Annotated in this window: 20 protein-coding genes; 14 read left to right on the top strand and 6 right to left on the bottom strand. The window is 70.3% G+C overall.

Annotation, left to right across the window (positions count from 1 at the left end; genetic code table 11):
* The first annotated feature begins 86 nt into the window (after positions 1-86).
* Together OG758_RS05965 and OG758_RS05960 are read left to right on the top strand one after the other, a co-directional pair.
* The gene (locus OG758_RS05965; RefSeq protein ID WP_326708977.1) at positions 87-860 is read left to right on the top strand and encodes a GntR family transcriptional regulator; all 774 of its coding nucleotides are present in this window, start codon (positions 87-89) and stop codon (positions 858-860) included.
* On the top strand, positions 853-1,542 hold the full coding sequence (locus tag OG758_RS05960) for a phosphonatase-like hydrolase (protein WP_326708976.1): 690 nt from the start codon (positions 853-855) through the stop codon (positions 1,540-1,542). The genes OG758_RS05965 and OG758_RS05960 overlap by 8 nt, the downstream gene beginning before the upstream one ends.
* 66 nt (positions 1,543-1,608) lie before the next feature.
* Here the strand turns inward: OG758_RS05960 and pgm are convergent, their stop codons facing one another.
* Together pgm and OG758_RS05950 are read right to left on the bottom strand one after the other, a co-directional pair.
* Positions 1,609-3,237: a phosphoglucomutase (alpha-D-glucose-1,6-bisphosphate-dependent) gene (gene pgm / locus OG758_RS05955; RefSeq protein WP_326708975.1), complete on the bottom strand. Its 1,629-nt coding sequence runs from the start codon at positions 3,235-3,237 to the stop codon at positions 1,609-1,611.
* Positions 3,238-3,335: 98 nt separating this feature from the next.
* Positions 3,336-4,064 carry a Clp protease N-terminal domain-containing protein gene (locus tag OG758_RS05950; RefSeq protein ID WP_326708974.1) on the bottom strand — a complete coding sequence of 243 codons (729 nt, stop codon included), beginning with the start codon at positions 4,062-4,064 and terminating at the stop codon, positions 3,336-3,338.
* Between the two features lie 149 nt (positions 4,065-4,213).
* Here OG758_RS05950 and OG758_RS05945 point away from each other — a divergent pair, with 149 nt between their 5' ends.
* From OG758_RS05945 to OG758_RS05935, 3 genes are all read left to right on the top strand, one after another.
* Positions 4,214-4,687, top strand: a complete 474-nt coding sequence (locus tag OG758_RS05945) for a cupin domain-containing protein (protein WP_326708973.1) — start codon at positions 4,214-4,216, stop codon at positions 4,685-4,687.
* Positions 4,688-4,810: 123 nt separating this feature from the next.
* Entirely contained in the window at positions 4,811-5,251 is a 441-nt protein-coding gene (locus tag OG758_RS05940) for an OsmC family protein (RefSeq protein ID WP_326708972.1), read from the top strand.
* Between the two features lie 172 nt (positions 5,252-5,423).
* Entirely contained in the window at positions 5,424-5,669 is a 246-nt protein-coding gene (locus OG758_RS05935) for a hypothetical protein (protein WP_326708971.1), read from the top strand.
* A gap of 12 nt (positions 5,670-5,681) precedes the next feature.
* On the opposite strand, the gene OG758_RS05930 is transcribed toward OG758_RS05935, so the two are convergent.
* Positions 5,682-7,364 (bottom strand): chitinase, encoded by a 1,683-nt coding sequence (locus OG758_RS05930; protein ID WP_326708970.1) that lies wholly within the window; start codon positions 7,362-7,364, stop codon positions 5,682-5,684.
* A gap of 196 nt (positions 7,365-7,560) precedes the next feature.
* On the opposite strand from OG758_RS05930, the gene OG758_RS05925 reads away from it, so the two are divergent.
* Positions 7,561-7,848 carry a DUF1905 domain-containing protein gene (locus OG758_RS05925; protein WP_326708969.1) on the top strand — a complete coding sequence of 96 codons (288 nt, stop codon included), beginning with the start codon at positions 7,561-7,563 and terminating at the stop codon, positions 7,846-7,848.
* Positions 7,849-8,035: 187 nt separating this feature from the next.
* Here OG758_RS05925 and OG758_RS05920 read toward each other — a convergent pair whose 3' ends face one another.
* Complete coding sequence (locus OG758_RS05920) at positions 8,036-8,545, bottom strand: mycothiol transferase (RefSeq protein WP_326708968.1); 510 nt, start codon at positions 8,543-8,545, stop codon at positions 8,036-8,038.
* A gap of 270 nt (positions 8,546-8,815) precedes the next feature.
* On the opposite strand from OG758_RS05920, the gene OG758_RS05915 reads away from it, so the two are divergent.
* From OG758_RS05915 to OG758_RS05880, 8 genes are all read left to right on the top strand, one after another.
* The gene (locus tag OG758_RS05915; protein WP_326708967.1) at positions 8,816-9,232 is read left to right on the top strand and encodes a hypothetical protein; all 417 of its coding nucleotides are present in this window, start codon (positions 8,816-8,818) and stop codon (positions 9,230-9,232) included.
* Positions 9,233-9,349: 117 nt separating this feature from the next.
* Entirely contained in the window at positions 9,350-9,757 is a 408-nt protein-coding gene (locus OG758_RS05910) for a hypothetical protein (protein WP_326708966.1), read from the top strand.
* Positions 9,758-9,764: 7 nt separating this feature from the next.
* Positions 9,765-10,352, top strand: coding sequence for a hypothetical protein (locus tag OG758_RS05905; protein WP_326708965.1), 588 nt, complete (start codon positions 9,765-9,767; stop codon positions 10,350-10,352).
* Positions 10,353-10,354: 2 nt separating this feature from the next.
* Positions 10,355-10,726: a peptidase inhibitor family I36 protein gene (locus tag OG758_RS05900; RefSeq protein ID WP_266570792.1), complete on the top strand. Its 372-nt coding sequence runs from the start codon at positions 10,355-10,357 to the stop codon at positions 10,724-10,726.
* 143 nt (positions 10,727-10,869) lie between these two features.
* Positions 10,870-11,316, top strand: coding sequence for an ATP-binding protein (locus OG758_RS05895; protein ID WP_326708964.1), 447 nt, complete (start codon positions 10,870-10,872; stop codon positions 11,314-11,316).
* Positions 11,317-11,428: 112 nt separating this feature from the next.
* A complete protein-coding gene (locus OG758_RS05890) occupies positions 11,429-12,769 on the top strand; it encodes an FAD-binding oxidoreductase (protein WP_326708963.1) in 1,341 nt (446 codons plus the stop codon).
* A gap of 174 nt (positions 12,770-12,943) precedes the next feature.
* Entirely contained in the window at positions 12,944-14,227 is a 1,284-nt protein-coding gene (locus OG758_RS05885; RefSeq protein WP_326708962.1) for a hypothetical protein, read from the top strand.
* Between the two features lie 92 nt (positions 14,228-14,319).
* Positions 14,320-15,192 carry a universal stress protein gene (locus OG758_RS05880; protein WP_326708961.1) on the top strand — a complete coding sequence of 291 codons (873 nt, stop codon included), beginning with the start codon at positions 14,320-14,322 and terminating at the stop codon, positions 15,190-15,192.
* 10 nt (positions 15,193-15,202) lie between these two features.
* Here the strand turns inward: OG758_RS05880 and OG758_RS05875 are convergent, their stop codons facing one another.
* Together OG758_RS05875 and OG758_RS05870 are read right to left on the bottom strand one after the other, a co-directional pair.
* On the bottom strand, positions 15,203-15,397 hold the full coding sequence (locus OG758_RS05875; RefSeq protein ID WP_326715821.1) for a ferredoxin: 195 nt from the start codon (positions 15,395-15,397) through the stop codon (positions 15,203-15,205).
* Positions 15,398-15,494: 97 nt separating this feature from the next.
* Complete coding sequence (locus OG758_RS05870; protein WP_326708960.1) at positions 15,495-16,700, bottom strand: cytochrome P450; 1,206 nt, start codon at positions 16,698-16,700, stop codon at positions 15,495-15,497.
* Between the last annotated feature and the right edge of the window lie 55 nt (positions 16,701-16,755).

Genomic DNA, 16,755 nt, shown 5'->3' with positions numbered 1-16,755 from the left:
TGGGACCCCGAAACGTCATCGGGCGGCCCTGTACTGGTCACACACGGGCCTTGAGGGGAGGTGGGTCGAGCTGCGATAGTCATCTTGTGAAGACAAGTAAGGGTGTGCCGCTCCACGAGCAGCTCGGCGCCGAGTTCCTGCGGCGTATCGAGTCCGGTGAGTGGCCGGAGGGCGAGCCGGTGCCGAGCGAATCCCAGCTCTGCGAGGAGTTCGGGACCTCCCGCGGGCCGGTCAGGCAGGCCTTGTCGATACTGCGGTCGGACGGGCATCTCGTGGGCGGCCGGGGCAAGCCGCCCGTCGCCAGAAGGGCGGCCCCGTCGCAGCCCTTCGCGTCGCTCATGTCGTTCACCCAGTGGGCCAGATCCATCGGCCGCGAACCCGGTCAGCTGACCGTCGAGGTCGCCCGCCGCCGGGCCTCCCCGGAGGCCGCCGCACGGCTCGGCCTCGACGAGGGCGAACCCGTGGTCGACCTGGTCCGGCTGCGCCACCTGGACGGCGTGCCGGTCATGGTCGAGCGCTCCACGTTCGTCCTCCACGTCGGCCGGCACCTGTTCGACATCGACCCCGACGCGGGCTCGATCTACGAGGCCCTGTGCGGGCGTGATGTCGACCTGCACCACGCCCGCCACACCATCGACGCCATCGCCGCCGACACACAGGACGCGTCGCTCCTCGGCATCGAGCCCGGCGAACCCCTGCTGCGCGTCAGGCGGTTGGCCTTCTCGCGGGACGGCGTGCCCCTGGAGTACGCCGACGACCGCTATCTGCCCGCACTCGCCAACTTCACCATCGAGAACACCGCCGAGGGACGCACCGTCGTCGGCCGGTACCGAACTGACGAGGAGAACCCCAGTGATTGAACTCGCCGTCTTCGACATGGCAGGCACCACGATCGAGGAGCACGGCGCGGTGTACGAGGCGCTGCGCCACGCTGTCGAGTCGACCGGCGTGACGGTCGACGCGCAGGACCTTCAGACGTGGATGGGCACGGACAAGCGCGAGGCCATCGACGCGCTGGTCCGCCTCGGCGGCGGCACCCCTGACGCGGAGCTGGTCGAGCGGCAGTACGGCGTCTTCCGCGCGTTCCTGAAGGAGCGCTACGAAGAGGTCCCGCCGCAGCCCATAGCCCAGGCCGACAAGGCCCTCGCCGAACTGCGCGCCCGGGGCATCAAGGTCGCCCTGACCACCGGATTCAGCGCTGACGTCGCCCTGCCGCTGCTCGCGTCGCTCGGCTGGGCCACGGGTGATGGCGGCAACCTCGACGCGGTCGTCACCGCCGACGAGGTCGTCCGCGGCCGCCCCGCCCCGTACATGATCCACCGGGCGATGGAGAAGACCGGCGTCGTGGACGTCCGCAAGGTGCTCGTCGCGGGCGACACCGCGGTCGACCTCCAGGCGGGGCACCACGCGGGCGCGGGCGTCGTCGTCGGTGTCCTCACCGGCCAGCTCCCGCGCACGGAGCTCGAACTGCACTCGCACACCTACGTGCTGGACAGCGTCGCCGAGGTGCCGGGCCTCGCGGAGGCGACGGCCGCGGAGTAGTCGTGCACCGGAAGACGTGGGCGGCAGCGCTCGGGCGAGAGTCCCGCGCGCTGCCGCCCACGTCCGTCAGTCCTCCGCGAGCGCCGCGTCCACGATCGACTGCGCCTCCGTCTGCACCTGGGCCAGGTGGTCCGGGCCGCGGAACGACTCGGCGTAGATCTTGTACACGTCCTCCGTGCCGCTCGGCCGCGCGGCGAACCAGGCGTTCTCCGTGGTGACCTTCACGCCGCCGATCGCGGCGCCGTTGCCCGGCGCGTGGCTGAGCCGTCCCGTGATGGGCTCGCCCGCGAGGGTGTCGGCGGTGATCGCGTCGCCGCTGAGCTCGGCGAGGCGGGCCTTCTGCTGCTTGGTCGCTTTCGCGTCCACGCGCGCGTACGACGACGAGCCGTGCTCCGCGGCGAGTTCGGCGTAGTACTGGGACGGGGTCTTCCCGGTCACCGCGGTGATCTCGGCCGCGAGCAGCGCGAGCAGGATGCCGTCCTTGTCGGTCGTCCAGACTCCGCCGTCCTTGCGCACGAAGCTCGCGCCCGCGCTCTCCTCGCCGCCGAAGGCGACCGACCCGTCGACGAGTCCCGGCACGAACCACTTGAATCCGACCGGGACTTCGAGCAGTTCGCGGCCGAGGGACGCGACGATCCGGTCGATGACGGCGCTCGACACCAGCGTCTTGCCGATCGCGGCGTCGGACCCCCAGCCGGTGCGGTGCGTCGCCAGGTAGTGGATCGCGACGGCAAGGTAGTGGTTCGGGTTCATGAGCCCGGCGTCGGGCGTGACGATGCCGTGGCGGTCGGCGTCCGCGTCGTTCCCCGTCAGCAGGTCGTAGTCGTGCCGCTTCGCGAGGACGGACGCCATCGCGGGGGCCGACGAGGGATCCATCCGGATCTTGCCGTCCCAGTCGAGCGTCATGAACCGCCAGGTCGGGTCCACCTCGGGGTTGACCACCGTCAGGTCGAGTCCGTACATCTCGGCGATCCGCGCCCAGTAGTGCACGCTCGCCCCGCCGAGCGGGTCCGCGCCGATGCGCAGCCCCGACGCCCGGATGGCGTCGGTGTCGATGACGGTGCTCAGCTCCTCGACGTACCGCTCACGGAAGTCGTACGTCTCCGGAGCCACGTCCTTCGTGGTGCGCACATCCCGATTGCCGTCGGCGAGCAGCTCGTTGGCGCGGCGCGCGATCCAGGACGTGGCGGTGGAGTCGGCGGGGCCGCCGTGAGGCGGGTTGTACTTGAAGCCGCCGTCGCGCGGCGGGTTGTGACTCGGCGTGATGACGATGCCGTCCGCCTGACCGAGCTCGTCGGACGCGGTGCTGTTCCAGCGCAGGATGGCGTGGCTGAGCGCGGGGGTCGGCACGTAGCCGTCGTGGACATCGGCGAAGACGCGTACGCCGTTCGCCGCGAGGACGCCGAGTGCCGTGTCGAGCGCGGGGCGCGAGAGGGCGTGGGTGTCGGGCCCGATGAACAGCGGGCCCGTGATGCCCTCGGCCGTGCGGTACTCGACGATGGCCTGCGTGATCGCCGCGATGTGCCGTTCGTTGAACGCGCCGTCCAGGCTGGAGCCTCGGTGCCCGCTCGTGCCGAAGACGACGCGCTGCTCGGGGCGGTCCACGTCGGGGACCTTGGTGAAATACGCGTCGACGAGTTCATCGATGTCGACGAGGTCCTCCGGCCGGGCCTGGGTTCCTGCGCGCTCAGTCATGGGGGCATTCTCCCATCAGGACCGCGCGCGACGCAGGACGGCAAAGGTGTCCCGAAGCGCCGCGGGCACTCCGGGACACCCGATCGGCGGACGGCCCGTCAGGACTCCCGTTTCGCCCGCTCCTTGACGATCGCGGCCAGCATCTGCGCGATGTGAGCCTCCGACGCGGCCTTGTCGATACCCGACTCGGCGAGGGTGCCCGAGCCGTTCTCCTGTTCCAGAAGGGCCAGCAGGATGTGCTCCGTACCGATGTAGTTGTGGCCCAGGCGCAGCGCCTCGCGGAAGGTCAGCTCCAGGGCCTTCTTCGCGTTCGCGTCGAACTTGACGAGGCCGGGCACGTCGGAGACGGCCGGGGGCAGCGTGGCGGTCGCGTTCTGCCGGACGGTGTCGAGGAGCACGCCCTGCGCCCGGATGGCCTGCGCGGCGAGCCCCTCGGGCTCGGCGAGGAGGCCGAGGACGAGGTGTTCGGGCCGGATCTCGTCGTTGCCGGCGGCCTGGGCCTCGTTCTGCGCGGACATCACGACGTTGCGCGCCCGCGGGGTGTAGCGGCCGAAGCCCGAGCTGGGATCGAGATCGCCGACCTCGCCGGAGGCCTTGGGCACGAACCGCTTCTGGGCGGCCTGCCGGGTGACCCCCATGCTCCTGCCGATGTCGGTCCAGGAGGCCCCGGAGCGGCGCGCCTGGTCCACGAAGTGGCCGATCAGATGGTCCGCGACGTCGCCGAGGTGGTCGGCGGCGATCACGGCGTCGGAGAGCTGGTCGAGTGCGTCGGTGTGGACCTTCTTGATGGCGTCGATCAGGTCGTCGAGGCGTACAGGTGTGGTCATGCCTACTGGTTCCGCAGATTCCGTCATGTGACAACCTTAGGTTGACAGTAGAGAGGTGTCAACCTTCAGTTGACAGTCGTTGGGGGTGTCCATGCGCACGCCGTAGGCTGCGGAGTCCACGACGTACCAACCGATGAAAGAGGAGAGCCATGCCGTCGGGCCGAGTGTCACTTGCGGACGTGCTGCGCGCCGCGGACGAGTCCCGGACGGGCGCCCTGTGGAAGCTCGACGGCGCGGCACGGCAGCTCGACGCGAACCTCGTCCGGCTGCGGCCGGGCACCGTGGTCCCCGAGCATGTCGAGCCGGACCTCGACGTCCTGCTCGTCGTCGTCGAAGGTGACGGGTCGCTCCGGCATGCCGACACGGAGGAGCAACTCACGCCCGGCGCCCTGGTGTTCGTCGCGCGCGGCGAACGGCGCTCCGTGACGGCCGGCGCAGACGGTCTCGCCTATCTCACCGCCCACCGCAGACGCCCCGGCCTGTCCATCGCGAGCCCCCCGGCCCGTGAGGGCGGTGAACCGGCCTGCCTGCTCAGCCGGATCTGCCCCGCCTGCGGCCGGGTCTCCGAGGATGCCGCGGCGGCCTACTGCGCCCGCTGCGGCGGGCGCCTGCCCACTCCCTGACGCGACCGAGCGGGCGTTCATGCCCGCCCGACGGTCCGGCCTGCGCCGCCCCGCGTCCCCTCGCCCGTACGGTGCCGGGAACGAGCAGGACCGGACGACCGCAGCGAGGGAGAACCACCCGACATGGCCGACTACCGCATCGAGACCGTCCGCAACGGCTTCCGCGACTGGACCGCACGCAACGACCGTGGCGCCGAGGTCCGCATCGGCGCCGCCGAAGACCCCGACGTGCAGCCGTCGTTCACCCCGGTCGAGCTGCTCCTCGCCGCGCTCGGCGGCTGCGGTGGCCTCGTCACCGACCGCACGGCCCGCACCGTCGAACACGAGGGACTGCGCATCGTCGTGGAGTCCGTGTCACGCCCCGAGGACGACGGCCGCGTCGGCGCGATCCGTGTCAGCTACGAACTGGAGCTGCCCGAGGGCGACATGCGGGCGGACGACGCCTTCGCCCGCGGCGTGCGCCTGACCCACGAGAAGTACTGCACCGTCAGCCGGACCGTGGAACACGGCGCCCGGATCGAGGCACGGCTCCCGGACGGCACGCTCGTCTTCATGGCGGGCTGACTCACCTGCGGAGCGGGGTGTGGCGTCTTCGCGGCGGGGCGTCGCGTCTTCATGGCGGGGTGAAAGGCGCGGTGGCCGGATGTCGCCGCCACAGCCGAAGATCGCCGTAGTGCTCCTGGAACACGACTGCCTCGAGCCCGCGTGAGCGAGATCGGGACAGGAGGACGGTCTCGTGGACCGGCACGCGCTGGAGCACGCTCTGCGGCAGGCCGCCGTGCCCCCGACCCACTACTGGATCGAGGGCGTCCACGAACCGTCCCCCACCCCCACCGACTTCCTCTATGTGCGCGAGGAGCCCGGCGGGGGCTGGGAGACCGGGGCGTACGAGCGCGGTACCCACAAGACGATCGCTCGGCATCCCACGGAGGGCGCCGCCTGCGCCCATCTGTGGCAACTGCTGAACTGGGTGTCGCCGTAAAGGCCGCAGGGCTTACGGGAGTGAATGCACCTTGGGGCCAACGCTGTTCGACCAGGCGTTGCCCGCCGTCGCGTCCCAGTTCGTGGACCAGGTCATCGCGCCCCGCAGGCCCGGATAGGTCCTCGCGGGCTTGAAGGAGCCGCAGCCGGTGCCGCGCGTCAGGCAGTCGAGCGCGTTGTTGACGACCGACGGGTCCACGTAGCCACTGCCGGCTCCGCGCGTCGACGCCGGGACGCCGAGGCCGACCTGCGACGGGTCGAGACCGCCCTCCAGCTGGATGCAGGCCAGCGCGGTCAGGAAGTCGACCGATCCCTGGCTGTACACCTTGCCGTCGCAGCCCAGCATCGAACCGCTGTTGTAGTACTGCATGTTGACGACCGTGAGGATGTCCTTCACGTTCAGCGCCGTCTTGAAGTACTCACCTGATGTGGACTGCATGTCGATGGTCTGCGGCGCCATCGTGAGGACCAGCTTCGCGCCGGCCTTCGCGGAGAGCTGGTGCAGGGCCTTCGACATATAGGTGGAGTTGAGGCCGTTCTCCAGATCGATGTCGATGCCGTCGAACCCGTACTGCTGCATCAGGGAGTAGGCGCTGTCGGCGAACGCGGTGGCCGACGCGTCACTGTTGACGGACACGCTGCCCTTCTCGCCGCCGACCGAGAGGATCACGGACTTGCCCGCGGCCTGCTTCGCGGCGATGTCGGCCTTGAAGTCGGCGGCCGACGCGTATCCGACGGCGGGGTCGAGCGTGAAGGAGATCTGCCCCGGCGTGCTGGTCGCGTCGGCGAAGGACACCGCGATGATGTCGTACTGGGAGGGGACGTCCCGCAGCTTCTGCACGGTCGCGCCGTTGTTGAAGTTCTGCCAGTAGCCGGTCACCGCGTGCTTGGGCACGGTGCCGCCACCGCCTCCGGAAGCCGCGGTCCTGGCGGTGACGGCCGCCGACTTCGCGGACTCACCGGCCGAGTTGGTCGCGCTGACCTGGAAGCTGTACGAGGTGGCGGCGGCGAGTCCGGTGACGGTGGCGGACGCGCCGCTGACGGAGGCGACCTTCGAGCCGTCGCGGTACACGTTGTAGCCGGTGGCGCCGGAGACCGGGTTCCAGGAGAGGTCGACCGAGGAGGACGTTGCGGTGCCCGCCGCGAGTCCCGCGGGGACCGCCGGGATGACGACGGGATCGCCGCCGCCACCGCCGTCGGGACCGAGCACGCTCACGTCGTCGGCGTAGTACGCGCTCTGCCCGTACCAGCCGTGCGTGTAGACGGTCACGGACGTCGTGTTCGCGCCGGTCGTGAACGTGGTGCTCAACTGCTGCCAGCCGGAGGAGCCCGGTGTCCACGTCGACACGTCGGTGGTGCCGGTGCCGCTCGCGCCGAGGTACACGTAGCTGCCCTGGACCCAGGAACTCAGCGTGTACGTCGAGTTGGGCTTGACCGCCACGGCCTGGGAACACTGGGCGGTGTCCTGCGCGGTCGGTGTGCCCTTGAGGGCCTTGGCGCCGCCGTGCACGGGGGAGCCGACCACGGAACCGGTGCCGGCGGAGCACGTCCAGTTGCTCAGGTCCGATTCGAACCCGGCGTTCTTGGCGACGTTGATGTCGGCGGCCTGCGCCGTGGTCGCCAGAGCGGTGACGCCGAGCGCCGCGGCCGCGGTGACGGCCAGTGCGCCCTTGATCCATCTGCGTGCACGGTCCACTTACTGCCTCCGGTGGGGAGAGAAGGGGGCGGGAGTGAACGGTGGCCACCGCTGTAGGGCCCAAAGCTGGTCCAGACCAATCGAGTTGTCAAGACCTCAACCGTGCCGGGAAGGGCGGTCGGAGCGCTCCGGGTGCGATGAGTTCCGCGCGCCCGGAAGGTCTTCAGTGATGACGGAGGACCCCGAGGAGGCAGATATGAGCACGTCCGGCACCCTGAACGAGGAGTTCAGCGCCATCCTGGAGAAGAGTCCGAACGAAGGCGGCTGGACCTATGTCGTATGGCCCGAATCGGCCGCCTTTTTCGGGACGCGCGGTCTGGTCAAGGTAAGGGGCACGGTCGACGGCCATCCGTTCCGGAGCTCGTTCATGGCTCTGGGGGACGGGCGGCACAAGCTGCCCGTCAAGGCCGACGTGCGCAAGGCGATCGGCAAGGAGGCGGGGGACCGGGTCACGATCCGGCTCGAGGAGCGGCTCGGGAGCTGACGCCGGTGAGTGGGTGAACGGGGCCGCCGGCCTGGGCGTGGGTAGGGAGTGGCCGGCGGCCCCTCCGCGCAGGAGCCGTCAGTCCTGTGCGGGTTCCCCTCGTAGTGGACTGCGTCGTTCCGATGGCTGGAAGCGTGCGAACACAGTGACTGGGTGCGCCCGATTCACACGGGGCGCGCGCCGGGTCTCAGAGGCGCTCGAGAATCCCGCGCACATAGGCGGCCTGCCCCGAGTGCTGGAGATCGTCCGAGATGACGCTCACCAGCCGCACGCCCAGCGTGACCGGCGGCGACCAGGTGTCGTCGATCACCTGGTCCAGGTCCGCGTCGGTCAGTCCTGCCACGTGGGCGAGGGTGCGCTCGTGCACGGCGTCGAAGTAGCCGAGCAGCAGTTCGGCCGAGGGGACCTGCACCTTGGCCACTTGCTTGTCGCTGTGGCCGTATCCCGTGTCGGAGGGCGGCAGGGCGAGGTCGAAGCGGTCGGCCCAGCCTTCGGCGAGCCAGACCTGATCGGTGTGGAAGCCGTCGGAGATGTGATCGTCCTGCACGCGTGAGAGGTGCCAGATCAGCCACGCGATCGAGTTCGAGTCGTCATTGAGACGGGTGTTGAGTTCCTCGGCGGAAAGATCTTCCACCGCCGAGTGAACCGTTTCGTGGATCCGTCCGAATGCGTCGGTGAGAACGTCCTTGGAGTGCATGACGTGCTGCTTCCTCGACGCCGGGGATTTCACACCCGCGCACCCGTTCCATTCCGGCCATTCGGTGCTCTGAATATGCCAGGAGACTGGCCAGAAAGGCATGGTGACAGTGCGTCCGAAGTGTCGATACTCGTCTTCTGAGGAAGTTGAATGACGCCCGACCAATAGATCACTTTGCCGGTCGGGCCCGGCGCACCCACACGGATCACGCACATCGCACGGAATGAAAGTGAGGACCGCAGGCCGGCGAACGACGCGACGGGGGAGAACGTGCACGAGGAATTCCTGTGCCATGTCACCGCGTACGGAATCTGCGGCGGCCGGCGCGTCGGCGTACCGCTCGGAACGTATCGCGCGCCCACTCTGCCGCTCGCGATGTGGTGGCTGCGCGACCGCGCTTCCTGGATAGCCGAACGGCTCGATCCGCGCCCCGGCAATCCGCATTTCCCCGAACGCGCCATTGCCCCGGTCGCCGACACCGTCCCCGATGTGCCGGGCGCGCTGCGTGACTGGTGCGGCGATACCGAGCGGCAGGAACAAGTGGCCGAGGAACTCGCCGACGGGAAACTCGTCCGGTTGATCACTCGCGACGACACCACGGAATACGAGTTTCTCGCCGAGTCGGTCGACGCCCTGCGGATGCAGCGCACCCGCGGGTCCAGGGCCGCGCTCGTTCCCCACCCGTGATCGACACGGCGCCGATATGACAAGTAACCGGTACGGGTGGCGCCGCGCTTACCTGCACAAACGCCGGGGGATTGTGGCCATGCACAGAGCCGCCACCACACTTTCGGAGCCGCCCGAATGCACCGCAGCACCGCCTCGCTCACCACCCTCGGCGTCGCCGCCGCGCTGACCCTCGCCGCCCCGACCGCCGTCGCCACCGTCCCGACCGCCGTCGCCACCGCGCCGGCCGGTTCCGCGCGTGCCGCGGGCCCCGGACAGGTCTGCTTCTGGACCGAGGCGGGCCAGCACGGCCAGGCGTGGTGTTACGCGCCACCCGGCTACGCCGAGGCGGAGAACGGCACCCAGCGCCACGCGTACTCCTTCGACTCCCGCGTCGACGGCACCGTCTATGCGATCAGCTACGGGCCGGGAAACAGCTGCCTCTACCGCGAGATCCGCAAGGACGACTACGACGAGAACTGGGAGGCGTGGGCCACGAAGTTCGACGGCGTCAGCGACAACAAGATGGGATGCGAAGCGGGCTGATCCGTCGATGACCCACCGACCGCGCCCCTGGGCACGGCCGTTCCTGGCGCTCACCGTGCTCGGCCCGCTGTCCCTGGCCGGGCTGCTCGTCACCGGCTGCGCGGCCCGGGACCCCGGGCCCGCACTCTCCCCGGACGACACCGTCAAGGCCGCCACCCAGCTCCTGACCGACCGCTGCCTCACCGCGCGGGGACTCACGCCGCCGCGCCCCGGCAGACGGCCCGGCACGCAGGCCCAGGAGGAACACCTGGCCGACGCCCTCTTCGGCGCCGGACGCACGGAACTCTCCCTGAGGCTGCCGACCGGATACTCCGTGCGCGCCCACACCGACGGCTGCCTGGCCTCGGCGCAGCGCGCCCTCTACGGCGACCAGCGCCGCTGGTTCCAGGTCTCGACCGTGGTCAACAACCTGAAGCCCGAAGCGGCCTACCGCAAGACCAGCCTCGCCTCGGTACGGGCCGGGCACCGTACCGAAGTCGCGGACTGGCAGCGCCTTCGGGAGCACGCCCTGAACCGCGCGAGGGACCTCCTCACCCACCGGAAACAGCAGAAGCAGCAACAGCCGATTCAGCAGCAAGAGAAAGAGACGCAGTGATCATCAAGAACTCTGCCGCGCTCCTCGCGGCCGTCGCCCTCGCCTTCGGCGGCGCCGTCGCCACCTCGTCCTCCGCCTTCGGCGCCTCGTGCCCCAGCGGCCAGTTCTGTGCCTGGACGGACGCGAACTTCGGCGGTCAGCGCACCAACTGGTCGGGCGACGACCACGACTGGGAGGACCCCATCCAGGACCAGGATTCCTCCTGGGCGAACCATGGCATTTCGGGCCCCGGCATCAAGGACCACGTACAGGTCTACGAGAACCCGGGCCTCGTCGGTCTCGGCACTGTCTGCCTCGCCCCGGGCCAGGAGATCGCCTCCGACAGCTGGGGCAACGACAGCGGCGACTCCCATACGTGGAAAATGAGCTGCTGACCTCGCGCACCACGTGACCGGTCCGGAACGGGCGGTATGCTCTGCCGCCCGTTCCGGCCGGTTATGACTGCCGCACGCGCCACTGGGTATCAGGAGGTCTGCAGGGGAGTTACTGTGCCGATCGATTCCATTGAGAGAACCGCATGACCGAGTACCTGGACGGAGCCTTGATGCCGACCGGTGCTGCCGCCGAGCCGCTGCGCCGGGCGACGCAGTACACCGGAGAGCCGGGCTGCATCGCAGACGCGCGCGCCTTCGCCGAGGTGTTCCTCGAACAGCTGCGGTCCGAGTGGTGTGTCCTGATCGACGCCAGGTCCCGCGGTGATCTGCTGCTCCTGGTCAGCGAGCTCGTCACCAACGCGGACCGTCACAGCCACGGTCCGTACGTCCTCGATCTCGAGGGATCGAAGGACGAAGTAGCCGTCACCGTCTACGACAGCAGTGCCGCCGTACCCCGCCTCTTCGTCAAGGATCCCGCGCGCATCGGCGGGCACGGTCTCGAGATCGTCCACGCCCTCGCCACCGAGGTCATCGTGGAGCGGGTACCGGTCGGGAAGTGGATCAAGGCCGTCTTTAGACTGCGACCGTAATCGAACGGTTCTCGCGCGAGGAGACGACGACATCGACACGGCACCGGACCGCGAGCTCCTGAACGACCTGGCCAAGGCGCTGCCGGGCCTCACCCTGATCGAGGACGGCGACGTGCTGTCCGGGCTCAGCCACGACGAAGCGGAATGGGCGCCCGTGGGCCGGGCGCTCGCGGCGGTCCGGGTGACGGACGCCGGCGAAGTGCAGCAGGTGGTGCGCGCCTGTGCCGCGCTGTCCGTACCCGTCGTGACCCGCGGTGCCGGAACCGGGCTCTCGGGCGGCGCGAACGCCACCGACGGCTGCCTGATCCTCGACCTCTCGCGGATGAACCGCGTCCTGGAGATCGACACCGAGAACCTGCTCGCCGTCGTCCAGCCCGGCGTCATCAACAACGACCTGAAGGCGGCCGTCGCCGAGCACGGCCTCTGGTACCCGCCGGACCCGGCCAGCGCCCCCTGGTCGACCATCGGCGGCAACGTGTCGACGAACGCCGGCGGCCTGTGCTGCCTCAAGTACGGCGTCACCCGCGACTACGTGCTCGGCCTCGAAGCCGTGATGGGCGGGCCCGCGGGCGAGTACGGCAGCCGCGTCCGGTTCGGCCGGCGCACCACGAAGGGTGTCAGCGGCTACGACCTGACCGGCCTGTTCGTCGGCTCGGAAGGCACGTTCGGAGTGATCACCGAGATCACGCTGCGCCTTCGTCCCGCGCCCGCCGCCGAACCCCGCACCGTCGTCGGCGCCTTCGACGGCCTCGTCGCGGCGGGTGCCGCCGTCGCGCTGTGCACCCGGCGCGGCCTCCAGCCCGCCGCCCTGGAACTCCTCGACCGGCACTGCATGCAGGCCGTCGAGGACTGGAAGCATCTCGGGATCGAACCCGGCGCCGCGGCGCTGCTCCTGGCGCGGATCGACGCGCCGGGTGACGCCGGCGCGGCGGAGGCGGCGGCGGTCGCCGAGGCGTTCACGGACGCGGGAGCGCTCTGGGCCGAACAGTCCACCGACGCCGTCGAGGCCGAGGCCCTGTTCGACGTCCGCAGGCTCGCCTACCCGGCCCTCGAACGTCTGGGCCCTGTGCTGACCGAGGACATCTGCGTACCCCGCTCGGCCGTGCCCGCCATGCTTGCCACCGTCGAGGAGATCGGGCAGCGGCACGGGGTGCGGATCGCGACCATCGCGCACGCGGGGGACGGCAACCTCCACCCGCTCCTGATCACCCCGCCCGGCGACGCCGAGGCGCGCCGTGCGGCGCAGGCCGCGTTCGAGGAGCTGCTGGGCGCGGCGATCGCCGTGGGCGGCACGGTCACCGGGGAGCACGGAGTCGGTCTGCTCAAGCGGGGCGGCATGCGGCAGGAACTCGGCCCCGAGGTCTGCGCGGTGCAGCGCGCGGTCAAGAACACCCTTGACCCGCTTGACCTGTTCAACCCGGGGAAGGTCGTCGGCGCCCCCGACGCGAGCTGACCTGGCATAGGCACCCCTCCCGGCCTGCGGGCTCCGGCGCGGCAGGCGCATTGGGCAGCGCTTTGCCCGCCGCGCCGACCCAAATGCACCATTTGTGTGCTTATCTGACTTACGGTGCGTGTGTTGTCAGGGGGCTGCGCAACGCGTCCCCCGCGGACGCGGGTTGGGATGCCGATGAGTGAGATCACTCGCAGAGGAGCCGTGGGTCTGGGACTCGGGATCGGTCTGGGCGCCGCTGCAGCCGGCCTTGCCGGATGCGGAACGGGCAACGACGAGGCCCGCCCGCCCGCGGGCCCCGGCCGCAACCCCGACGGGGGCGCCCACTCGGGGAGAATGGCCGCGCCCCAGCTGATCGGTGACGGCTCGACGGCGTACACCGGCAGGCAGCCGAAGCAGCCCACGGCGCCCGTCCCCCTCGAACCCGGCCAGACGCCACCGCAGTTCGTGATCTTCTCCTGGGACGGCGCCGGCGAGGTCGGCAAAGGCCTCTTCCCGCGCTTCCTCGAACTGGCCGCGAACCACGGCGCCCACATGACGTTCTTCCTGTCGGGCCTCTATCTGCTGCCCGAGTCGAAGAAGCGTCTCTACGACCCGCCGAACAATCCCGTCGGCGCCTCCGACGTCGGGTACCTCACCGACGCGCACCTCAAGGAGACGCTGAAGTACACCCGGCAGGCCTGGCTCGACGGCCACGAGATCGGCACGCACTTCAACGGCCACTTCTGCGCCGGCTCGGGTTCCGTCGCCAACTGGACGCCCGCGCAGTGGCGCAGCGAGATCGAGCAGGCGCGCTCCTTCGTCAAGACCTGGCGTACGAACACGGGTTGGCACGAGGACGACCCCCTGCCGTTCGACTACGACAAGGAACTCATCGGCAGTCGCACACCCTGTCTGCTCGGCCAGGACAACCTGCTGCCCACAGCCCGCGAACTGGGCTGGCGCTACGACGCCTCGTCGCCCGGCGGTGTCCAGCGCTGGCCCGAGAAGCGACAGGGACTGTGGGACCTGCCGCTCCAGGGCATCCCGTTCCCCGGCCACAAATTCGAGGTCCTCTCGATGGACTACAACATCCTGGCCAATCAGTCGAAGAACTCCACGCGAGGGCCGTCCGACAACTACGCGGCCTGGCGCCAACAGGCCACCGAGTCCTACCTCGCAGGCTTCAACAGGACGTACGAGACGAACCGGGCGCCGTTCTTCATCGGCAACCACTTCGAGGACTGGAACGGCGGGATCTACATGGACGCCGTCGAGGCCGCGCTCAAGGAGATCGCCGGCAAGAAGGACGTACGTCTCGTCTCCTTCCGGCAGTTCGTCGACTGGCTGGACGCCCAGGACCCGAACGTGCTCGACCGGCTCCGCTCGCTGGAGGTCGGAGAGGCACCCAAGGGTGGCTGGTCGCAGTTCCTCGGCGACGTGGTCGGGGCACCCGCCGGCGCCACAGGCAGCACAGCCTGATCCGAACGAGAGGCCCAAGGGCGTTCTGGCGTGTTGTCCGCCTCGCTGACGCACACTGGTCGGGACCTGATCAGTGACGGAGAGGCAGGCGCATGGACCGCTGGATCACCGCGGGAGTGGACGGATCACCGGAGAGCTCGGCCGCCGCGGCGTGGGCGGCGCGGGAAGCGGTCCGCCGTGGGTACGGGCTGCGCCTGCTGCACGCCTGGTCCCCGCTGCCGGACGTGGCGGCGTTCGCGCCCGATGCCGCGGCGCAGGCCGATTGGGCCAGAAGTGTGGCCGACGAGGCCAGGCGCGCCGTGGCGAGCGCTCACCCCCGGCTGCCGGTGTCCGTCGAGTCCCCGTCCGACGCAGCCGTTCCCGCGCTCCTCGGCGCCGCCGCGGACGCGGAGTTCCTCGTCCTCGGCTCGCGGGGACACGGCGCGCTCGTCGGCTTCCTCGTCGGTTCGGTCGGGCAGCAGGTCATCGCCGCGTCGGCGCGGCCCGTCGTCCTGGTCAGGGCCGACGACCGCGCCGAACCGGAGGCGGCGGGCCGCGAGATCGTCGTCGGCCAGGAGGGCGTGCCCGAGGACAGCCGCGCGGTCCTCGAGTTCGCCTTCGCCACCGCGTCCGCACGCGGCGCGACCCTCAAGGTCGTCCGCGCGTGGACACTGCCGCCCCTGTACGCGTACAGCCCCGCCTCACTGACGCTGCTCGACGAGGCCGGCGGCATGGAGCCGTACGAGAGGAAGGCGCTCGGCGAGGCGCTCGCACCGCTGCGCGCGCGGTATCCCGACGTGCCGGTGGTGGAGCACGTCGAGATCGGCAGCGCCGGCCAGGTCCTTCTCGCGTCGGGTGCGGGGGCCCAGCTGGTGGTCGTGGGCCGCCGCGCCCGCCGCTCGGCCGTCGGCTCCCGCATCGGGTCCGTCGCGCACGCCGTGATGCACCACGCGCCCTGCCCGGTGGCCGTCGTACCGCCCGCCTGAGCAGGGGACCTCAGTCGTCGGCGACGGTGATGGCCCGCACGGGACAGGCGCGGGCCGCCTCCCGCGCCAGCGGGTCACCGGCGCCGTCTTCGCGGCCCTCCAGCACCTCGCTGAAGCCGTCGTCGTCCTGCGTGAACACGTTCGGCGCCGTCAGTGCGCACATGCCCGCACCCACACAGCTGTCCTTGTCGATCCGGATCCGCACGGTCTGCGCCTCTCTCACGGCTTGGGTTCGGTTGTCAGGGGTTGGTTCCCAGGGGTTGGTTGTCAACGCCCGGGTTCGGTTCTGGCGGCTCGGGCGGTCACCAGGTGACCGGGAGTTCGAGCATGCCCTGGATCGTGTCGCCCGGCTTGAACGGGATCTCCTCGGCGGGCGCCGCGAGGCGCAGTCCCGGCAGTCGCACGAACAGCGACCGCAGCGCGATCTCCATCTCGGCCCGTGCCAGGTTCTGCCCCAGGCACTGGTGGACTCCGTAGCCGAACGCGAGGTGGTGACGCGTGGGACGGTGCCAGTCGAGGGAGTCGGGGGCCGTGAAGCTGTCGGCGTCGCGGTTGATGAGTGAGGTGGAGAAGACGACCCCGTCGTCCGTGCGGATGGTCTCGCCCGCGACCTTGATGTCCTCGGTGGCGACGCGCAGGATGCCGTCCGCGATGGACAGGAAGCGCAGCAGTTCCTCGACCGCGGCGGGCAGCAGCGAGTCGGCGGAGCGCAGTTCCTCCAGCCGGTCCGGATGGCGGAGCAGGGTGAACGTACCGAGCGAGATCATGTTCGCCGTGGTCTCGTGCCCCGCGACCAGCAGGATCGTGGCGAGACTGATGAGCTCCTCGCGGTCGATCTCCTTCTCGTCCGGCCCGCGGTGGATGAGCTCGTCGAGCAGTCCGTCGCCCGGTTCACGCCGCTTGCGGTCGATCAACGTGCCCAGGTACTCGTCGAGCTGCTCGCGCGCGGCCTCCGTGTCCGTCACGTCCGGCCCGCGCAGCAGCCGCCGTGACTGCTCCTCGAAGAAGTCGTGATCGGCGTAGGGCACCCCGAGCAGTGAGCAGATCACCATCGACGGCACGGGCAGCGCGAACGCGCTCACCAGGTCGGCCGGCGGACCCTGCTCGACCATCGCGTCGAGGAGCCGGTCGACGGTCTCCTGGATACGGGGCCGCAGTGCCGTGATCCGCTTGAGGGTGAAGCTCGGGATCAGCATGCGGCGCTGGGCGTTGTGCTCGGGGTCGTCGACTCCGAGGAGGGCGACGCGCCGTTTGCGGGAGAGGGCGAAGCGCTCCGTGGGCATCGGGAAGGCGCGGTTCCCCCGGTCGGTGGACAGGCGCGGGTCGATGAGCAGGTCGCGCGCGAGCGACTGGCCGGTGACCACCCACACGGTCCGCCCGTCGAAGAGCGAGACATGGGAGAGGGGCCGCGCCGAGCGCAGCGGATCGTAGGAGGCCGGCGGGTGGTAGGGACACGTGCGGTCCTGGGGGAAGGCGACGGTGTCCGGCGTGGGGGGTGTCACGGTCATGGTGACCTCGCAGACGGTGAGTCTTCCTTGGTGATCTTCATTAGATGCCTCGGGC

Origin of the sequence: Streptomyces sp. NBC_01474 (assembly GCF_035918215.1) — a bacterium.
In the GTDB taxonomy this organism is placed as follows: Bacteria; Actinomycetota; Actinomycetes; order Streptomycetales; family Streptomycetaceae; genus Streptomyces; species Streptomyces aureus.
Note: the sequence above shows the minus strand (reverse complement) of the source record. Positions and strands in the feature narration are given on the sequence as shown.

Excerpts from the sequence above, each read along its gene's own strand:
- pgm (WP_326708975.1), bottom strand. The coding sequence starts at position 3,237 with ATGACTGAGCGCGCAGGAACCCAGGCCCGGCCGGAGGACCTCGTCGAC.
- OG758_RS05950 (WP_326708974.1), bottom strand. The coding sequence starts at position 4,064 with ATGACCACACCTGTACGCCTCGACGACCTGATCGACGCCATCAAGAAG.
- OG758_RS05945 (WP_326708973.1), top strand. The coding sequence starts at position 4,214 with ATGCCGTCGGGCCGAGTGTCACTTGCGGACGTGCTGCGCGCCGCGGAC.
- OG758_RS05940 (WP_326708972.1), top strand. The coding sequence starts at position 4,811 with ATGGCCGACTACCGCATCGAGACCGTCCGCAACGGCTTCCGCGACTGG.
- OG758_RS05925 (WP_326708969.1), top strand. The coding sequence starts at position 7,561 with ATGAGCACGTCCGGCACCCTGAACGAGGAGTTCAGCGCCATCCTGGAG.
- OG758_RS05920 (WP_326708968.1), bottom strand. The coding sequence starts at position 8,545 with ATGCACTCCAAGGACGTTCTCACCGACGCATTCGGACGGATCCACGAA.
- OG758_RS05910 (WP_326708966.1), top strand. The coding sequence starts at position 9,350 with ATGCACCGCAGCACCGCCTCGCTCACCACCCTCGGCGTCGCCGCCGCG.
- OG758_RS05905 (WP_326708965.1), top strand. The coding sequence starts at position 9,765 with ATGACCCACCGACCGCGCCCCTGGGCACGGCCGTTCCTGGCGCTCACC.
- OG758_RS05895 (WP_326708964.1), top strand. The coding sequence starts at position 10,870 with ATGACCGAGTACCTGGACGGAGCCTTGATGCCGACCGGTGCTGCCGCC.
- OG758_RS05885 (WP_326708962.1), top strand. The coding sequence starts at position 12,944 with ATGAGTGAGATCACTCGCAGAGGAGCCGTGGGTCTGGGACTCGGGATC.
- OG758_RS05880 (WP_326708961.1), top strand. The coding sequence starts at position 14,320 with ATGGACCGCTGGATCACCGCGGGAGTGGACGGATCACCGGAGAGCTCG.
- OG758_RS05870 (WP_326708960.1), bottom strand. The coding sequence starts at position 16,700 with ATGACCGTGACACCCCCCACGCCGGACACCGTCGCCTTCCCCCAGGAC.